Raw genomic sequence first — 17,595 nt, forward strand, 5'->3', positions numbered from 1 at the left:
CGTCACGGATGCCCCGCATCGGGCTCACCCGGAACGTCGATCGGAATCTCGCCGCCGAGGTGGTATCCCTCGTTGAGCCGCAATGTATCCCCACTCCAGAACCGGCCCGGGTCATACCAATTCGCGCGTCGCTCGGGCAGCAGGCCCATGGACTGGTAGGTCAGGGCGACTATCTCCGCACAATATGCGCTGCGCAGATCCTGCTCCGATATCGAATCCTTCTGAGCCGCACGCTTTCTCCGCGGCACCCGAGCCAGCCGACCGCCGAACCAGCGCGCGGCCAGAGTCGAGGTCGACGGAAACGGCAGCCCGTCCAGCCGGGCCACCGTGCGCAACGCGGCATCCTCCATCTCGGAGGTCACCGGGCGGTCCAGCTGACGCAACCACGCGCGCTGACCGTAACGATTCACCCAGACCAGCACCGCATCTCGCAGATCGTGCAGCTGCGCGCCGCGCTGGTGGCGGCCGGACCACATGTCCGGCAGCGACCTGCCCAGTTCGGCATGCCAGATCAGGACCGGCAGGTCGTCCATCGCGATCACCATGCCGACGTGATTCACCGGACTGTTCGTGGTCATGCGAATCGCCCGGTCCGCCGCCGAATGTCCACGGAACAACCACAGATCCCCGGTCCTGGTGAGCTCGAGTGCCCGGTCCAGATCGATGCTCGTACTCGCCATACCCAGTAGCCTAGGCACATGCGCTGGTGGAAGGTACTCGGTTTGGCAGGTGCGGCAGGTGTCGCGGCCACGGGAGTGGTGATCGTGCGCGCGGAACGCAAACGGCGTTCCTACACACCGGATCAGATCCGCGACCGGTTGCACGAGCGAGTCGCCGAACTCGAATCGGGCGGCGACGATGCGGGCCGGAAGCCCTGAGAGCGCGAATATCTCAGTCCGGCAACGGAATCGAGCAGTCCCGAAGCCGGATCAGCAGGCGATCGGCAGATCCAGGCTCGCCAGCAGATCCCGCACGCGACGACCTATCTCGTCGCGAATCGGGATCACCTCGGCGACCGAGAGCCCGGCCGGATCGTCCACGATCCAGTCCTCGTACCGGATGTCCGGCACCAGCGGGCACATATCCCCGCACCCCATGGTCACGATGACGTCGGCGGCCCGGATGATCTCGTCGGTCCAGCTCTTGGGGAATTCGTGGGAGATGTCGATACCCGCGTCGGCCATGGCCGCGACGGCGGCCGTGTTCAGGCCGCCGCTCGGCTCGGATCCGCCGGACCAGGCCAGTGCGCGGCCCCTCGCGTAATGTTCGAAGAAGCCCAGCGCCATCTGCGAACGCCCGGCATTGAACGTGCACAGGAACAGCACCACCGGAATCGCGTGTTCGATGCGCCCCTCGACGCGGGCGCGCGCGTACAGCCGCTGCCGGGCGAAACGCTCCGCCAGCAGCGGCATGTACAGCTTCACAGAAGCCTGCGTCCCGAGTTCGGCGTAGGAGTCGAGGAGATATTCGTGAATCGTATTGGCTTCGAACAGGATGGTGAACTCACAGCACAACCGTCGTTCGGCACGGGCCAGCGCGGTGCTGTGCACGATGTCCAGTAACCGGTAGGCCGGAGTTATCTCGGCGTATCCGGCCCCACGGGTCCGTTCGGGCATGGCCACGATATTTACGATCGCACCGGCGCACCCCGGCGGCAACCGAACTCATGATGAATCCGGTTGAACCTTCCAGCAACGAACGACCGTACGTCCGACGAAGCCGCACGATATCAGGGCCCCGCGAAAATCGTTAGCACAGCGAATTTCTCACCTGGAAACGACCGGCGTGCCGACGATCACCAAGCCGCCCTGAGCAATTCCGGCCTCCACCCTACTTCATCGGTGACATATCAACGGAACGAGCGCATTTCGTGGACGCTACGTCGCTGTCGCGGCGAGGTACTCCGTGATCAGGTCGCCGACCAACCCGGGCTGCTCGAGATGCAGGAAATGCCCCGCACCGGACACCGGGACGATGCGACTACCCCTGGGCAGCCTGCCCCGGGCGAAATCGAACAACCGCGGTCGCAGACATCCGTCGTCGAGCCCGTGCAGTTGCAGACTCGGCTGCTGCGGTGCGGCCATCACGTAGTTCTGGAAGGCGGCGTGCCGATCCGAAAGGCGATGGGGCCGTGCGAAACTGCGGTAGTAGCCGATGACCGCGCCGCGCCGGGCCGCGTCGGGCACGGATTCGGACAGGTACCGCAGGTCTTCGCTCGCGTCGTAACCGGGCGACCAGGTCTGCCACAGGAATGCGGTCATGCGGCCGAACACCTTCTCCGGCACCACCGGCAGCTGATTGACCATGACATACCAGCTGCTCACCGATTGCAGCAGGATCTGCGGAATCTGTGCGGTGAGGCGGCCGCGCACGGGGGTGAGACAGCCGAACGGCGGCACGGCCAGTGCGACGATCCGCCGGAACGGTGAATCATGCATCGCCGCAACGCTGTTCGCGGTGATCGCACCCCAGTCGTGGCCGATCAGCACCGCGTCCTCGGCGTCCACCAACGAGACCAGATCCAGTGCGTCGGCGACGAGCGCGCCCACCGAGAAGTCACCGTTCGGGGGAATCGTGGACGGCCCGTACCCACGAGTGAACGGTGCGACGACGTAGTACCCCTGGTCCACCAGCCGGGGCGCGAGATGCCGCCACGTCCACGCCGTATCCGGGTACCCGTGCAGGCACAGTGCCAGCGGCGCGCCCGGATCGCCCCAGGTGAGCGCGTGGATCCGGACGTCGTCGAGATCGAAGGTCCGCCGCCCGGCCGCCGCGCTCACGCCACACCCCGTACTCTCACCACAAGTTCGGACAATCTTCGGCCTCGATTCGGGAGGTAGTGAACTGTGTTAACCGACACCGTAATTTCGGCCGCCGGGCGCTGGCAACCTCCGATCCGACCGGTGTGAAAGTTCCGATCGCGCACGACGCCTCGGGCCGGGTCCGGTGAGCGGGCCCGATCGCGTGTGCACGCTGTGGGCACTGGCTCGGCTACCGGCCGTCGTTGTCGTCGCAGCCGCAGGTCTGGGGCTTTTCGCACCGTGGCCGTCCTCAGGAGATATCGACCCCGCCCTGGTGGACGCTCGGCCGCTCACCTGCCTCGACGAGGCCCTCACGGCGTACGGCGATTCGGGCCGCGGGTGGACCGGCGGGGATTCGACATGGTCAGCCGCGTTGCCCGGCGGCCGGGAGGTGTTCGCGTTCTCCGATACGTTCCTGCCGCCCATCACGCCGCCGACGCGTCCGCCGGACGCCGGATTCGTCCACAATTCCCTCGTCCTCCGCGATGCCGACGGCCACCTGTCCACCGTCGTGGGAGGTACCGTCGCGCAACCGGATTCGTTGATCTCCCCCGCTGACCCGACCCATTGGTACTGGTTGGGAGCGGCGACTTATCTCGATGGCGCACTACAGATCCCGCTCACCGAATGGCGTTCGGCCGGACCCGGCTCACTCGACGTCACCTTCGTCGGCTCGTCCCTGGCCCGCCTGAACCCGGACGACCTGCACGAGCCCGCAGCGATCACGCCGTGGCCCCGCTCGCGCGGCATCCAGTGGGGACAGTGGGTCCAGCCGCAGGGCGCGCGGACGTACGTCTACGGCATCGAGCAGGTCGCGGGCGCGAAATACCTCCACCTCGCCCGCGTCGCGGGAACCGATCTGCGGCAACGTTTCTCGTACTGGACGGGCCACACCTGGTCGGACTCGGAAGCCGATTCGGCCCGCATCACCGACGGCGTATCCGCCGAATTCTCCGTCCAGCGCCTCCGCGCGAATGTGTACCAGCTGATCACCATGCAGGACGGCGCACTCGGCTCCCGAATCACCGCCCGCTACGCCCCCGCCCCGATGGGCCCGTTCGGCCCCGCCACCCTGCTCTACGCGGCACCGCAGGCAGGCGCATCAGGCTCGTACCGCGACCCGGCCGTCTACGCCTACAACGCCCACCTCCACCCCGAATTCTCCACCCCCACAACCCTTGTCGTCTCCTACAACGTCAACAGCCTGAACACCGCCCCCGGCAGCACCGTATACCGCCACTCGAGCATCTACCGCCCCCGATTCATCGTGGTGAAACTCGGCGGCCGACACGCCACCCCGACCGACGCTCCGCAACCAGCCTGCCGGTGACCCACCTACCGCCCGGCGCGAGGACGGCTCGATCGGCACCGCCGATGTCGAGGCCCTCGGCACCGTCCTGTACGGCGCTCTGACCGCCGCCGCGCTCACCATCGCCCGCGCCGAAGACGAGCGGCGGGCTCGAAATATCTTGGGCCGCAGGACTATCGAACTACTCAAGAGCCTGCGCCCATCGAGGTGATGCGGAATCGGGCCGGGCCACCGGATGCCGATGACCGACCCGAATCCGCCTGGCTCACTCCAGGGTTCGAGACCCCGCGGATGTCACCGGGGTGGCGCTGCCGATCCCGGCGGACCCCAGGTCCAATTGGTTGAGCAGGTTCTGAATCGTGACCCAGATGTCCATTCGTGCACTCCTTGTCTCCGAGACCGGCCCTCGGCCGGAATCCGTTCACCTCGGGCCGCGCCGATCGGCGCGGAATTCATCGCCGCTGCCAGCGCAGCGCGCGAGACGGGCAGAGTTTGATCGCCTCGGCGGCGACCCCCGGATCGGGGGCGGCGTCGCGGAGGATCGGATAACCCCAGTCATCGAGATCTATTGCGCCGGACAGAATGTGGGCGCATATCCCGTGACCGGTGCAGGCGATGCGATCGACGGCCAGGATGCTCGTTTCCGAGGGTGCGGCGGTGCCGAGGAGGCGGTTCATCGGTGACATGGGGTCGTCCTGGGGATGCGGTGGACAGCGACGTTTCGGCGGGTGGCCGGACGGTGCCGAACACCTCGAGCGCCGAGGTGAGGAATCCGGCCACCCCGTCGGGAAAGCCGCACGCGCCCCGGCCGGTCACCTGGCCGAGTCCGCGGGCGAGACGATCGGCCGCGCCGACGGGCGGGCGGTGCCGCAGGACATTTCGCAGATCCTCCAACAGCGCTGGCAGCCCGAACATGCAGGGCCCGCACTGCCCGGCCGACTCTCCGGCGGCGTAGGCCAGAATCTCGAGCAGGTCGTCCCACGGGTCGATTCCCGCCTCGATGATGCGCAACGTCCCGACCGAGGCGCGAATCCCGTACCGCGCCAGAGTCTCTCGCGACCAGAGCGCGTTCTCGGCATCGGCGGCGGACAGAAATCCGCCGCCGAGCCACACCGCCGCGCCGGCACGGTGAGTCCCCCGGCGCGATCGAGGATCTCGCGGACCGCATCCAGATCGTCGTCGTAACCGCATGCCGCCAGCATCGCGCCGAGCGAGGCGCACACCAGCCCCTCGGTCGAATGTTCGACGCGCATCGCCGCACGCAGACACGAACCGAGGGTCCAGCCGACCGGGATCCGCAACCGGGCGCAGCCACCCGTGCGCGCCGATTCCGCACTGCGAGCATTGATCTGCCACAGTTCCGAATCCCGCCGGAACCGTGAGGCGGCCCGGTCGAGTTCGTCCAGCCGGGTACGAACCAGCCGGGTGGCGAAGGCCAGCTCGCGTGCGTCGGTGCACACGATCACGACGGTGGTTCCGATGGCGGACAGGGTCGTCGATGCGCTGACGGCCGCCCGCGACCCGCTCATGACCCGGCCGTATTCGCGTGTGGTGGCTTGTTCGTCGTGTGAACCTGCGGCGTCGGCGTCCACGACGGTTGCGGAGTCCGATCACCACTTTCCGATACCTGACTCACTCGTTGCGGCGCAACCGAATTCACCAAACGGACAGGCGTAGCGGCGACCGGGACGCCCCAGCCCGTCCCGGTCGCCTCGTTACTCGCCGGGTCGAAAGCGCCTTCCTCCCTGGCTGTTTCGACGGTGAGTCCGGCGATCGCCAGAGCAGCGGCCACGGAGATCCCGGCCGCGACCCGACGGATTCGCCGCAGATTCAAGCTGCTGTTCATCAGGTTCGTCCTTCTGTGCTCGACCACCTGAACGCGGCGGCGCTCACGCCGCGGATCTCCTCGCCCGTTCACCGGACCGAGTGGATCAGTGAATTACCGGTTGGTTTGCGGGATTTCGATGCTCAGCGGCATGCGCAGCTCGGAGACGTACCACATCGTGAACTGGCGCAGGAACTCGTCGAACATCCAGTAGGCATCCTGCGTGGGCGGGACAGCGCCGAGGATGCCTTCCCGCACCGCCAGGAACGGCCCCCAGCTGAACTGCAGCAGTGGTCCCCAGACCGGCTCCCGCGCGACGTTCAGCTCATCGGCGATCTTGTCGCCCAGGATGAATCGCGTGAACGCGCCCAGGATCCCCCGGCTCAGCAGGGTCAGATCCAGGTCCGCACCCAGATTCAACAGCTCGTTGGCCAGCCACCTGCCCTCCGGCGTGGGCTCGAGGATCGGGTCCAGCACCTGTGCGGCCTGGGCGTCGGCCTGATCCCACGACGCCGGGATGTACTCGTCGCGAATACCCAGCAGATGACCCGCGAGCTGCCAACTATGCAGGTACCCAACCGATTCCGCGGCCGGGATGGGGATCTTCCACTCGGTCAGCACCCGCATGATGCTGGTGCCCAGACTGTGCCAGGTGACCATCAGATCGTCCTGGCTGATCGGGGTGTGTCCCTTGGGCCAGACCGGCGCGGTCGGCAGCAGATGCCGCACGGCCGCATGGATGATCCTGGTCTTGACGCAGGTCACGATCATTTCGCCGTCGGGCGCGTAAGCGTTGACCGCGCCGATGTCGTAGCCGAATTTCGCGGTCTTGGCAATGCGCTCCTTGAGGTGGGACCCACCGCGGGAGTAGTACACCGCGAGCGCCTCGTGCGGGATGACGTTCGACATCATGCCGCTGCAGAACGCGTAGAGCACCCCGAGGTAGGTTCCGCGCTTCTGCTGAAACTGGAACGAGCTGGCCAGCTTGCCCTGATCGGTCCACGAAGGCAGCTGTCGTGCGTACTCCATGAAATCGCGCAGGTTCTTCGGCAGCCCGGCGGGAATGGGCTGGTCGTTCTTGATCCAGGTCGCCAGCAGCCGATTGACCTGCGGCACATCGGCATGGTCCATCACGTCGGCCACGACCGGATCGGCCTCGGCGTCCCACACCGTCATCGGGTCCGCCCCATGGCCACTGCCCAGGATCGAACCGCTGGGCGACCAGGTCCAGGGTTCGGCCCTGACCGTTCGCGCCCCTAACGCGAGTGCGCCCGCGGCTCCCACGAAGCCGCTGCCCACCCGCAACGCGTCACGTCTGTTGAGTCCGATTCCATCCATGCCACGTTCCTCTTCGTCGAGTCACTGATACAGAGATACAAAGTCTGCATCTGCGTATCTCCATATCAGCACACTGTGTCTGCCATCACAAGCGGAGGAACCGGATTTCCGCGCTAGACGAGCGGTTTGCCCTGGCCGTGACGCGTGCGCATCTCACGCAAGTACGTCTCGAACGGATACAGCCGGCACCATTCGGGCAGGACGGTGACGACCGTGCCGATCGTCCGCATCGCCACCTCGAACGCCCGCTGCCTGCCCGGCCCCCAATCCAGATCCAATTCGTCCCGGAACTGTTGCGGCAGAAAGCCCGTGGTGAAGAACCGGTTGACCCGCCGGAACAGGATCCGCTCGACCGCGGAGTAGGGCCCGAGATCCACGACCTGGTCGAGCAGATACCGGCGCACCTCGTCGTCGAAGGACATCGCGCTCACATGGGTGTCCCAGTACTCCGCGAACGCGGTCCGGTCCGGCGGCCACATCTGCGGGCGGACCTGCAATGTGGTGCCGAATCGTGCGGCCTCGCGATAGAGCTCGTCGGCGGATTCGTCGTCGATGCCGCCGTAGAGGAAGGTCAGCGCGTCCACCGTGCCGCGATACAGGCATGCGGCGACCCACAGTTGCAGTTCGGGGTCGAAGGCGTTGTAGGCCACCGGGCTGTCCGCATCGGAGCGAACCTGCCGATGCGAGGTGTTCACCGCCTCGCGATAGATCTGGCGATCCTCGTCGGTGCCGAGCATCGCCACGGCCAGGTAGGTCAGGGTCGTGCGGCCGCGTTTGCGCGGATGCAGATCGAAGCGGCCGCTGTCGACCTTGCTCTCGATCACGCCCCGGCCCACCGGAGGCAGGCCCAGTTGCATGATCACGTTCGCCGGACCGCCGAGCAGTGCCGCCGGGCCCGCCATGAACCGTTTTCGATCGGTCGGCGCATCGTCGGCCGGATCGTGCCGGCGCAGGAATCGCATGGGGAGAGACATGGATGCTCCACGAGTTGATGAGATACTTTTCACACCATCATGTCAGCGCGGGCAGCGCCTGACAATGCGCGCGGCGGGGCTCGCGTCTCGCGCCAACGGATGTTATAAGTTACCCAAAATTCTTGGTCGCCTAGTGTGTCGGGCCCAGCGCTGAGTCGTCAGTAAAATGCTGATACACAGGTGAATTCACTCATACTTTTCGATCGATCAGGAGTGCTAAGTGAGGCCACCATCGAACAATCTACGAGCGGCGGCGACGGCGATCGCGGAAGCCTTCGCGGCCCTGTCCGACGCGAGAACGTCGGCGCGATCCTGCTCGACGAGGAATTCCTCGGTCTGCTCGGCGACATTCCCGAGACCGTCCCCCGATTCCTCACCTGGACAGACGATCCGGACACCGCGTCCGGCCTGATCACCACGATCGACGCCCTGATCCAGGCCCACCCCACCGGCGCGATGCGGGCACCGAAACGTCCGGGCGGCATCGTCATCCTCACCAGCGGGACCACCGGTACGCCCAAAGGCGCTCCGCGCGACAAGGTTTCACCATTACAGTCCGCGCAGTTCCTCGATCGGATACCGCTGCCGCGCGACGCGGTCATGATCATGGCCGCACCGACCTTCCACGGCACCGGCCTGTCCCAGCTCACCCTCGGCTGGGCGCTGGGCAACGCGATCGTCTGCCGCCGACGGCGGTTCGACGCCGAACAGACACTGGCCGACATCGCGAAATATGGTGCGGCAGTGCTGGTTCTGGTGCCGACCATGCTGCAACGGATCGTCGATCTCGGCGAGGAGGTGCTGGCCCGGTACGACACCTCGACCCTGCGCGTCGTCTTCGCCGCCGGATCGTCGCTGTCCCCCGACCTCGGCCGCCGCACCGAACAGGTCTTCGGCGAGGTCCTTTACAACGTCTACGCCTCCACCGAGGTCGCCGTCGCCGCCGTGGCGACCCCCGAGGACATGCGCTGCGCACCCGGAACCGTCGGGCGCCCGCCGGTGGGCTGCCGGGTCGCGATCTACGACGCGCGACGTCGCCGGATCACCGAACCGGGCGTGATCGGCACGATCTTCGTCTCCAGCGGCCTGGGCTTCGCCGGTTACACCGACGGCAGGCACAAGGAGATCGTCGACGGCCTGCTCTGCAGCGGCGATCTGGGTCATTTCGATTCGGCCGGAAGGCTTTTCATCGACGGCCGCGAAGACGACATGATCGTCTCCGGCGGGGAGAACGTCTATCCGCTCGAGGTGGAAAATCTGCTCGTCGACCGCGCCGACGTACTCGAGGCCGCGGTCGTGGCCGTCGACGACCACGATTTCGGCAAGCGGTTGCGCGCGTTCGTCGTCCCGGCCGAGGGCGTCCGCGTCGACGCACAGGAGATCATGGCCTATGTCAGGACGCATCCGGCCCGTCACAAAGTGCCGCGCGAGGTGATCTTCCTCGAGGAACTGCCGCGCAACGCCACCGGCAAACTGCTGCGCAGGGAGCTCGAGCAACTCGATATCGGCTGACCGAACGATCCGCCCGTCTTCCTCGCACCGCGTCGCTCCGGCGCATTCGCCGCACCGAGTCGGGCAAACCGAGTGATACGCTGAATCGAACGTCGTATCTCAGTACCATTCGACGAGATCAACGTCGGCGTATGTCACATATCTCGTCGTCTCGTCTGGGCGTGGATCGTGCGGGTAGGAGGAGTCGTGGCAGGTGCGGAATCGGGAACGGCCTCGGGCGCGGAACGGCTGCTCGCCCGCGCCTACACCGAGGCGCTCGAGCAGGTCGACGAGGTCGACGAAATCCGTTTGCGCCTACTGGATTCGGCGTACGAACAGTTCTGCCGGATGGGCATCCAGCGCTCGACCATGGAGGACGTCGCCCGCCGCGCCGAGGTCTCGCGAATCACCGTCTACCGCCGCTTCGCCACCAAGGACACGCTGGTCGAACAGGTGATCCTGCGGGAGTTCCGGCGCTATTTCGACCAGTTCCTGCTGGACATCCGCCACGCGCACACCGTCAGCGACCGGGTGGTCCTGGGCTTCGTGAGTTCGTTGCGGGCGATTCGCAGCAATCCGCTCATCGGCGGCCTGCTGGCCACCGACCCCGACCTGCTGGTCAGCATTCTCATGCGCGACGAGGGACGTACGGTCGCCGCGGTCCGCCAGTTCGTCGCCGGTCAGCTGCGCCGCGAACAGGGCGCGGGCAATATCGGCGCGACGGTCGACACCGAACTGGTCGCCGAACTGATGGTCCGCGTCTGCGCGTCCTTCCTGGCCATCCCGAGCCGGCTCGTCGACCTCGACGACGACGCCCAGCTCACCACCCTGGCCCAGCGTTTCCTGGTCCCCATGCTCGAGGTCGCGGACTGACCGGTACAGGGTGGTCGCCGCCCGGCGGCACTCAGACCTTGCGGCCGATCGCACCCCACAGCGAGACCTGCTTGTCGTGGCCCTTCGGATGTTCGATGCCTTCGTTGCGCCAGCGGTGGATCACCTCGACGCCGGGATCGAGCAGTTCCAGGCCGTCGAAGAAGCGGGACACCTCCACGCGACTGCGCGGGCGCACCGGAATGCCGCGGTCGATGTAGACCTGCAGCAGCCGCATCATCCCGTCCGGATCCTCCGGGCCGTCGTCGAAATCCGTTGTGACGTGGGACATCGCGAGATACGAGCCGGGGGCTAGCGGTTCCATCAGCGCCTTGACGATCTCGTAGACGTCGCCCGGAACGAAGTGCAGCAGCGCCATCAGCGAGACCGCCACCGGCTGCGTGAGATCCAGCGTCTCGGTCAGTTCGGGGGCCGCCAGAATCGCGCCCGGATCACTGGCATCGGCCTGCACGTAGGCGGTGCGGCCCTCATCGGAGCTCACCAGCAGCGCCCGCGCGTGCGCCAGCACGATCGGATCGTTGTCGACGTATACCACCCGCGCCTCCGGCGCGCCCTCCTGAGCCACCTGGTGCAGATTGGGCTCGGTCGGGATGCCGGTGCCGATGTCGAGGAACTGACGCACACCCTGCCCGACCAGAAAACGGGTGGCGTGCCGCATGAAATCGCGATTGGTGCGCGCGGTCACCCGGACCGCCGGAAAATTCTGCAGCGCCTGCTCCGCCGCGGCCCGGTCGGCATCGTAGAAATCCTTGCCGCCGAGGAAATAGTCGTACATCCGGGCGGGATGCGCTACATCCGTACGCAGGTCGATCGGGCCGTCGGCCACGGCGAACTCCTTGTCAGGTCGATTCTTTACCATGCAGATATACCCCATTCGGGCAAGTAGCCCAACGTATTCCGGCACACCGAACCCGAGCCGACGCCTTCCGGTCACCCGGTGCTCGCGAACATGCCGTTCCAGCTGTGACCGGAATCGTTGCGCGCCTTATTAGTTGACCGCAGGACCGCTCGGCAAACGATCAACTGATCGGTTGCCCGTCATCGCCGAGCCAGGCCGGCGCCGCGACGGTGAGCGCGCGAACCGACACATCCGGCGGAGACTGCGGCGCGGGGTACGATGATCGGACTGTGATCGACCGGAAGATACTGCGCCACAATATCTTTCGCATGCGGCGGTAAAGTCCGCGCGACCGCTCGTTCGGCTTGTCGTGTCACTGATCGCGGGCGGAAGGGGCGACGGTCGTTCGAATTCGGGTTCCGCGGAGGACTTCGCCGTCACGGCCTCGGCCCGCACGGTCCGCTCGGCCCCGAGAGCACCCGCTCGCGGTGGCCGCGTCGTGGACGGCGGATGGTCACCCGCAACCCACAGCATCACCGTCGGTCACGCGCGCTGCGCAGCACCTCGACGACACCGCCGCCGATCCCCTCGGTGTATCCGTCGGAGCCCGGTGCGGCCACTGCCCGGCCCGCGATCCCTCTGAGACCGTTCACTACCGTCGCGCTCCCGGTTCATGAGCGAGGTCTCCTCCTTCGGGGCGAGCCGGTGGACGAAGGTCCGATACGGCGTCTTACAGCTACGCCCCGAGGCATGTCGGAGCACGGCGGTATGGTTGGCCTCGTGGGTGATGTTGTTGTCGCCGGATCCGGTTTGCCCGACGCGGGCTTGGTGCGCAAGTGGCTCGACGAGGCGGCCGACGCCCCGGCGGGGCTGCCCGATGAGGGATATATCGCGCTGCTCGGCGCGGACGGGCCGGAGCTGGACGAACTGTGCCGAGCCGCCGATCTGCTGCGTCACCGGGCCACCGGTGACGTCCTGACCTATGCGGTGAACCGCAATCTGGACACCGCGGCGGTGTCCGGTACGAGCGAGCCTGCCCGACGCCGCCTCACCGCCCTGGTGAGCGAGGCGCGGGAGCTGGGCGCGACCGAGATCTGCATGCAGGGGCCACTCCCGGCCGACAGCGATGACGACTATCTGGCGTTGATCGATGCCATCGCGCAGGCCGGGCCGATCCATCTGCACGCCTTGCGCGCCCCCGAACTGCTCGACGGCGCCGCGCGCCGCAAGATGCCCCTGCCGGATTTCCTGGCCGCGGCACGCGAGGCCGGGCTCGGCTCGGTCCCCGGCACGGCCGCGCGCATCCTCGACGACGACGTGCGCGCCCGCCTGCTGGGCGGCCCGGATCTGCCGGTGCGCAGTTGGACGGAGGTGATCGAGGCCGCCCACCGCGCGGGCCTGTTCTCCACCTCCACGATGGTGTACGGCCACATCGAGACACCCGCACAGCAGGTCGCCCATCTGCGGCTGATCGCCGAGATCCAGGACCGCACCGGCGGTTTCACCGAATTCATCGCGATGCCGTTCGTATCCGGCCCGGTCTCGCCCGGCGTCGGCTCACTGCCCGGTCCCTCCTGGCGGCAGACGCGCGCGATCCATGCCGTCGCACGGCTCATGCTGCACGGCAGGATCGCGAACATCCAGGCCGCGTGGCCCAGATTCGGCTTCGACGCGGCGGTCTCCCTGCTGCGCGGCGGGGCCAACGATCTCGGCGGCCTGCTCCTGGACGGACGCCTGGCGCCCGAATCCTTCGCCGAGGCCGGACGCACCCTTTCCGCCGACGAGGTCGAGCGGGCGGCGGACACCCTCGGCCGGACCGCCAAGCAGCGCACCACCGGATATGCCGATGTCTGAACTCACCCACGTCGACGTGCTCATCGTCGGCGCCGGTTTCGCGGGAATCGGCATGGGCGCGCAACTGGCCCGCCGCGGGCGCGAATCGTTCGTGATCATCGAGCAGGCCGACGACGTCGGCGGCACCTGGCGGGACAATCGCTATCCCGGTGTGGCATGCGACATTCCGGCGCATCTGTACTCGTTCTCCTTTCTGCCGAATCCGCGATGGAAGCGAATCTTCGCCGAGGGCGCGGAGATTCACGAATACCTGCGGTCCTGCGTGCGGCAGGAGGGCCTGGAACCGCATCTGCTGCTGAATTGCACTCTGCGCCAGGCACATTGGCGCGAGTCGGACGGCCGCTGGATCGTGCACACCAGTCGCGGCAGCTTCTCGGCCGTCACCCTGGTCGTGGCCACCGGGCGACTCACCGAACCGAAGATCCCGCAGGTCGAGAATTTGCGCGAATTCCGCGGCAGGCATTGGCATTCCGCGCGCTGGAATCCCCGGGTGTCGCTGGTCGGCAAACGGGTCGGGCTGGTGGGGACCGGCGCCTCGGCGATCCAGATCCTGCCGCGGCTGGCCGGGGAGGCCAGCGAGGTCGTGGTCTTCCAACGTTCGGCGCCCTACGTCCTGCCGCGCGGCGACCGGCTGTACAGCCACGAGGAAATGCTGCAGTTCGCCGCCGACCCGGCCGCCATCACGACGTTGCGGGACGAATTGTTCGCCGAGGCCGAGCGCAGCATCCCAGCCCGCAAGCGGCGGCATCCCGAGATCGACCTGCTGCAACAGCGAGCGGTGGACCATCTGTCGGGTCAGGTGCGCGACCCGGAACTGCGTCGGCAGCTGACACCCGATTACGAGATCGGCTGCAAGCGAATCCTGTTCTCCGACGACTACTACGCCTCCCTGCAACTCGACCACGTCCGGCTCGAGCCGACCGAGGTGACGCGGGTGACCGAGGACGGCGTCCACGCCTCGAGCGGAAACGTCTACGACCCCGAGATACTCGTATTCGCAACGGGTTTCGACACCACCCGGCTGCCGATAGCCCGCCAGATCGTGGGCCGGGAATCCCTGGCCCTGGCCGATCGCTGGAGCGACGGCATGGTCGCGCACGCCTCCACGACGGTCGACGGTTTCCCGAACATGTACGTCCTGGACGGCCCGAATGCCGCGCTCGGGCACAATTCGGCGATCTACGTCATCGAGACGCAGATCGATTATGTCCTGGGCGCCCTGGACCACCTGGCCTCCACCCCTGGCACGGTCCTCGAGGTCACCCCCGAGGCAGTGCAGTCCTCCGCCCGCCTCATCGACGACCTGGCCCGCGACACAGTCTGGACGCAAGGCGGCTGCACAAACTGGTACCGCGACGAGCGCACCGGCCGCCTCACCCTGCTGTGGCCGGACTCCGCGACATCGTTCCGCCAGCAGAACGCGACGTTCGACATCAGCGCCTACCGAGCGTCGACCGGCTGAGCCGACTCGTTACACCTGCGCCCACCACTTCTCGGGTGAACGCGGGCCGGTAATGGTGTGCCGCAACACATCCGGTCTTATCCGACCTGCGCACAGCTGCTCAGACCACCATCGCCCCGGCCGCGATGCGTGGGGTTGAGCAGACGTTTGTTTCAATCACACTGAGCCAGTGCACATCTCACGACATCGGTCCCGACGATCATCGATCGGTGGACAACCGCCCCCGGGATCATCGGTGCGCACGGATGGCATTCGCCAGCCAGACGAACGCGGGTACGGCGCGCGGCCCCGGCGGGCGATCGTCGATCAGGCTCAGCAATTCCCAGTATCGTTCGACTCGGGGTTCGGCCACCAGATCCAGCCATTCGAGCAGTGCGGCGGTGTCGGCCACGCCGAGATCGGCGGGCACGATGCGGTCGAGAATCGCACTACCGCGTCGTCCATATCCCCAACCTGCACCTTCCACCCACTGGAAAGTCAAACCGCCGCGTTCGCGCTGGAGGCTGATTCCCCTCGGTCCCCGACGAACTGTGCCCGGCTGTCGTGAGACCGGGCCATGATCGACTGACATCGCATCCGGGCTTGACCTTGCCCCGGGGGCAAGGTTCGACGATGGTTCGCATGAACAGCAACGCACTGCATACCACCGAAACCCGGATCCGCGAACAGGTGTCCGCCTACTGCGAGTCCAACAGCATTCCCGGGTTCGTCGCCGGGGTCTATCACGCCGGCGAGCAGATCGTCCTTGCCCACGGCATCGCGAATATCGCCACCGGTGCACCGATATTGGAGGACACCGGATTTCTCTTCGGCTCGGTCACCAAGGTCCTGACCACCACGCTGGTCCTCCAGCAGGTCGAGCGGGGACTGCTGGATCTGGATGCGCCGGTCGTGAAATATCTGCCCGAATTCGCTCTGACCGAACCGGGCGCGGCGGACAAGATCCTTGTGCGGCACCTGATCTCACACACCAACGGCATCGATGCCGATCTGTTCTTCCCCGATGCGAAAGGCCGCGACGCACTGAAGGCATACGTGCGGCGCCTCGCGACCAGTTGCGGCACCCTGTTCGATCCCGGCGAGCAGCTCAGTTACTCCAACGGCGGCATGATAGTCGCGGGCCGCCTGCTCGAAGTGGTTACCGGCACACCCTTCTCCGATCTGCTCGAACGCGATGTCTACGCACCCGTGGGAATGACGACCTCCGGGACCTCCGCCGAGCGGGCCATCCTGCGCAGCACCGCGGTGGGCCACTTCCCGAACCCGCAAACCATGGCGGCTGAGACCACCGGCATGTTCATGCTGCCCGATACCTGGGGACCGGCCGGCGGCACACCGATCGGCACCGTCACCGACCTGCTCGCCTTCGGCCGCACCCACCTCGCCGGCGGTGTATCCCCCTGTGGCACAAGGGTTCTGTCGACCGAGTCGACCACGCTCATGCAGCAGGTCTGCCACGATATGGCCACCCCGAACGTTCCGCCGATGGGGCTGGGCTGGGTGCGATATCCGTTCGGCGACACGACCGTTCTGGCCATGTCGGGCGCATCGCCCGGCGGTGTGTCGATCCTGTGCGTCGTGCCCGAACACGATCTGGTCTTCACCGCCTACGGCAATACCGGCGGTGCCATCGTGTTGCACGACCAGATCCTGCAAGGCCTGCTGCGCGAGCACCTCGGGGTCCGAATCCCCTCTCTGATCACCGAATCCGAGCCCGACGTCGACCTCACGCCCTACGTCGGCACCTACCGCTCCGATCAGCTCCGCATCGACGTCACCGTCGTCGACGGTCAGCTCGAGGAGCGGATGACCTACGAACCGGCGGATGAATCGCAGCGGCGGATCTTCACCGCGTTCGCCGGCGGCACGACCTCGGCCCCGCCGCAGCGGTACGTGCCGATCCGGCCCGGCCTCTTCGCGCCCGCCGGATACCCGCTCGGCACCTTCGACGGATACCTGCGACTGCTGCTCGTCTCGTACCACGACATCCGCGGCGGCCGAGCAGGTTTCCGCAACGGAGGCGGCCGCCTGACCCGGCGGGCATGACATTCCAGACGACCCGACCGCCGAGTGGAAGGATATCCGGCATGATCACGATCGGCCGGCTCGCGGACTACGCCGGGGTGACCACCAAGACCGTCCGTCACTATCACGAGCGCGGCCTGCTCGCCGAACCCGACCGTGACTCGTCCGGCTACCGGCGCTACACCGCCCAGGACGCCATCGACCTGGTCAAGATCAGAACCTTGGCCGAGGCCGGTGTGCCACTGGCCCGCATCAAGGACCTGCTGGACAACGACCCGGACGCGCTCACCGCGGCCATCGCCGAGATCGACCGCGGCCTGCGGGATCGAATCGCCCAGCTGCGGCGCACTCGCGATCGGCTCGCCCAATTGCGCGGCGGCGACCGGCTTTTCGTCTCCCCGGAGGTCGCCGACTATCTCGACGAGCTCCGCGAGCTCGGCGTCAGCGATCGCCACATTCACTTGGAACGCGACGGCTGGATTCTCCTGCAAACGGCCTCACCCGAGGACGCTGCCGTGTGGATCACCGAAAAACGCGAGCTCATCACCGATCCCGAATTCCGTGCCCTGTACCTCGAATACGACGCCGCCTACGACTGGTCGCCGAACGATCCTCGCCTTCCGGCCCTCGCCGACCGTCTCCGGAGCTGGTTCACCAAGCACCACAGCAGATCCGAGGCCCGCACCGTGCACAACCCGGCTGCCGCCCGGTTGGTCGCGCAATCCCAGCCCGGAGCCTCCTCCCCTGCCTGGGACCGCCTGGCCCGACTCGCCGAAGGCTAGCTAGT

At 66.9% G+C, this 17,595-nt stretch carries 20 protein-coding genes; 9 read left to right on the forward strand and 11 right to left on the reverse strand.

The window, feature by feature from the left end:
• Positions 1-2: 2 nt before the first annotated feature.
• Positions 3-680 (reverse strand): hypothetical protein, encoded by a 678-nt coding sequence (locus NM2_RS37095; protein ID WP_067679307.1) that lies wholly within the window; start codon positions 678-680, stop codon positions 3-5.
• 18 nt (positions 681-698) lie between these two features.
• Here NM2_RS37095 and NM2_RS37100 point away from each other — a divergent pair, with 18 nt between their 5' ends.
• Positions 699-878 (forward strand): hypothetical protein, encoded by a 180-nt coding sequence (locus NM2_RS37100; protein WP_067679310.1) that lies wholly within the window; start codon positions 699-701, stop codon positions 876-878.
• 51 nt (positions 879-929) lie between these two features.
• On the opposite strand, the gene NM2_RS37105 is transcribed toward NM2_RS37100, so the two are convergent.
• Complete coding sequence (locus NM2_RS37105) at positions 930-1,616, reverse strand: arsenate reductase/protein-tyrosine-phosphatase family protein (RefSeq protein WP_067679313.1); 687 nt, start codon at positions 1,614-1,616, stop codon at positions 930-932.
• A 261-nt stretch (positions 1,617-1,877) separates the two neighbouring features.
• Positions 1,878-2,780: an alpha/beta fold hydrolase gene (locus NM2_RS37110; RefSeq protein ID WP_067679316.1), complete on the reverse strand. Its 903-nt coding sequence runs from the start codon at positions 2,778-2,780 to the stop codon at positions 1,878-1,880.
• Between the two features lie 166 nt (positions 2,781-2,946).
• Between NM2_RS37110 and NM2_RS37115 the strand changes: the two genes are divergently transcribed.
• Positions 2,947-4,131, forward strand: a complete 1,185-nt coding sequence (locus tag NM2_RS37115; protein ID WP_084531959.1) for a DUF5005 domain-containing protein — start codon at positions 2,947-2,949, stop codon at positions 4,129-4,131.
• A gap of 31 nt (positions 4,132-4,162) precedes the next feature.
• On the forward strand, positions 4,163-4,321 hold the full coding sequence (locus NM2_RS53145) for a TetR family C-terminal domain-containing protein (RefSeq protein ID WP_369690355.1): 159 nt from the start codon (positions 4,163-4,165) through the stop codon (positions 4,319-4,321).
• Between the two features lie 241 nt (positions 4,322-4,562).
• Here the strand turns inward: NM2_RS53145 and NM2_RS37120 are convergent, their stop codons facing one another.
• From NM2_RS37120 to NM2_RS37135, 6 genes are all read right to left on the reverse strand, one after another.
• Complete coding sequence (locus NM2_RS37120) at positions 4,563-4,745, reverse strand: ferredoxin (protein ID WP_245718396.1); 183 nt, start codon at positions 4,743-4,745, stop codon at positions 4,563-4,565.
• Positions 4,666-5,025 carry a hypothetical protein gene (locus tag NM2_RS52100; protein ID WP_245718390.1) on the reverse strand — a complete coding sequence of 120 codons (360 nt, stop codon included), beginning with the start codon at positions 5,023-5,025 and terminating at the stop codon, positions 4,666-4,668. The genes NM2_RS37120 and NM2_RS52100 overlap by 80 nt, the downstream gene beginning before the upstream one ends.
• Positions 4,923-5,639 (reverse strand): FAD:protein FMN transferase, encoded by a 717-nt coding sequence (locus NM2_RS52105; protein ID WP_245718391.1) that lies wholly within the window; start codon positions 5,637-5,639, stop codon positions 4,923-4,925. The genes NM2_RS52100 and NM2_RS52105 overlap by 103 nt, the downstream gene beginning before the upstream one ends.
• The gene (locus NM2_RS49705) at positions 5,636-5,956 is read right to left on the reverse strand and encodes a hypothetical protein (protein ID WP_157121595.1); all 321 of its coding nucleotides are present in this window, start codon (positions 5,954-5,956) and stop codon (positions 5,636-5,638) included. Before NM2_RS49705 ends, NM2_RS52105 begins: the two co-directional genes overlap by 4 nt.
• A gap of 93 nt (positions 5,957-6,049) precedes the next feature.
• Positions 6,050-7,273 (reverse strand): oxygenase MpaB family protein, encoded by a 1,224-nt coding sequence (locus tag NM2_RS37130; RefSeq protein ID WP_067679326.1) that lies wholly within the window; start codon positions 7,271-7,273, stop codon positions 6,050-6,052.
• A 113-nt stretch (positions 7,274-7,386) separates the two neighbouring features.
• Positions 7,387-8,247 (reverse strand): oxygenase MpaB family protein, encoded by an 861-nt coding sequence (locus NM2_RS37135; protein WP_084531960.1) that lies wholly within the window; start codon positions 8,245-8,247, stop codon positions 7,387-7,389.
• A 213-nt stretch (positions 8,248-8,460) separates the two neighbouring features.
• Here NM2_RS37135 and NM2_RS37140 point away from each other — a divergent pair, with 213 nt between their 5' ends.
• Positions 8,461-9,759, forward strand: coding sequence for an AMP-binding protein (locus NM2_RS37140; RefSeq protein ID WP_245718392.1), 1,299 nt, complete (start codon positions 8,461-8,463; stop codon positions 9,757-9,759).
• Positions 9,760-9,945: 186 nt separating this feature from the next.
• Positions 9,946-10,611 carry a TetR/AcrR family transcriptional regulator gene (locus tag NM2_RS37145; RefSeq protein ID WP_245718393.1) on the forward strand — a complete coding sequence of 222 codons (666 nt, stop codon included), beginning with the start codon at positions 9,946-9,948 and terminating at the stop codon, positions 10,609-10,611.
• Between the two features lie 31 nt (positions 10,612-10,642).
• On the opposite strand, the gene NM2_RS37150 is transcribed toward NM2_RS37145, so the two are convergent.
• Entirely contained in the window at positions 10,643-11,455 is an 813-nt protein-coding gene (locus tag NM2_RS37150) for an SAM-dependent methyltransferase (RefSeq protein ID WP_245718394.1), read from the reverse strand.
• Positions 11,456-12,247: 792 nt separating this feature from the next.
• Here NM2_RS37150 and NM2_RS37155 point away from each other — a divergent pair.
• Positions 12,248-13,321 (forward strand): FO synthase, encoded by a 1,074-nt coding sequence (locus NM2_RS37155; protein ID WP_245718395.1) that lies wholly within the window; start codon positions 12,248-12,250, stop codon positions 13,319-13,321.
• Positions 13,314-14,783, forward strand: coding sequence for a flavin-containing monooxygenase (locus NM2_RS37160; protein ID WP_157121597.1), 1,470 nt, complete (start codon positions 13,314-13,316; stop codon positions 14,781-14,783). The genes NM2_RS37155 and NM2_RS37160 overlap by 8 nt, the downstream gene beginning before the upstream one ends.
• Positions 14,784-15,012: 229 nt before the next feature.
• Here NM2_RS37160 and NM2_RS37165 read toward each other — a convergent pair whose 3' ends face one another.
• Positions 15,013-15,249, reverse strand: coding sequence for a hypothetical protein (locus NM2_RS37165; RefSeq protein ID WP_218026060.1), 237 nt, complete (start codon positions 15,247-15,249; stop codon positions 15,013-15,015).
• Between the two features lie 155 nt (positions 15,250-15,404).
• Here NM2_RS37165 and NM2_RS37170 point away from each other — a divergent pair, with 155 nt between their 5' ends.
• Positions 15,405-16,829 carry a serine hydrolase domain-containing protein gene (locus tag NM2_RS37170; RefSeq protein WP_218026061.1) on the forward strand — a complete coding sequence of 475 codons (1,425 nt, stop codon included), beginning with the start codon at positions 15,405-15,407 and terminating at the stop codon, positions 16,827-16,829.
• Between the two features lie 41 nt (positions 16,830-16,870).
• Positions 16,871-17,590, forward strand: a complete 720-nt coding sequence (locus NM2_RS37175) for a MerR family transcriptional regulator (protein WP_067679344.1) — start codon at positions 16,871-16,873, stop codon at positions 17,588-17,590.
• The last annotated feature ends 5 nt before the right edge of the window (positions 17,591-17,595 follow it).

This window comes from Nocardia miyunensis NBRC 108239, from assembly GCF_001613065.1.
Classification (GTDB): Bacteria; Actinomycetota; Actinomycetes; order Mycobacteriales; family Mycobacteriaceae; genus Nocardia; species Nocardia miyunensis.

Bases quoted from the DNA above. Each gene is read 5' to 3' on its own strand.
- NM2_RS37095 (WP_067679307.1), bottom strand. From the start codon at position 680: ATGGCGAGTACGAGCATCGATCTGGACCGGGCACTCGAGCTCACCAGG.
- NM2_RS37100 (WP_067679310.1), top strand. From the start codon at position 699: ATGCGCTGGTGGAAGGTACTCGGTTTGGCAGGTGCGGCAGGTGTCGCG.
- NM2_RS37105 (WP_067679313.1), bottom strand. From the start codon at position 1,616: ATGCCCGAACGGACCCGTGGGGCCGGATACGCCGAGATAACTCCGGCC.
- NM2_RS52100 (WP_245718390.1), bottom strand. From the start codon at position 5,025: ATGTTCGGGCTGCCAGCGCTGTTGGAGGATCTGCGAAATGTCCTGCGG.
- NM2_RS52105 (WP_245718391.1), bottom strand. From the start codon at position 5,639: ATGAGCGGGTCGCGGGCGGCCGTCAGCGCATCGACGACCCTGTCCGCC.
- NM2_RS49705 (WP_157121595.1), bottom strand. From the start codon at position 5,956: ATGAACAGCAGCTTGAATCTGCGGCGAATCCGTCGGGTCGCGGCCGGG.
- NM2_RS37130 (WP_067679326.1), bottom strand. From the start codon at position 7,273: ATGGATGGAATCGGACTCAACAGACGTGACGCGTTGCGGGTGGGCAGC.
- NM2_RS37135 (WP_084531960.1), bottom strand. From the start codon at position 8,247: ATGTCTCTCCCCATGCGATTCCTGCGCCGGCACGATCCGGCCGACGAT.
- NM2_RS37160 (WP_157121597.1), top strand. From the start codon at position 13,314: ATGTCTGAACTCACCCACGTCGACGTGCTCATCGTCGGCGCCGGTTTC.
- NM2_RS37170 (WP_218026061.1), top strand. From the start codon at position 15,405: ATGAACAGCAACGCACTGCATACCACCGAAACCCGGATCCGCGAACAG.
- NM2_RS37175 (WP_067679344.1), top strand. From the start codon at position 16,871: ATGATCACGATCGGCCGGCTCGCGGACTACGCCGGGGTGACCACCAAG.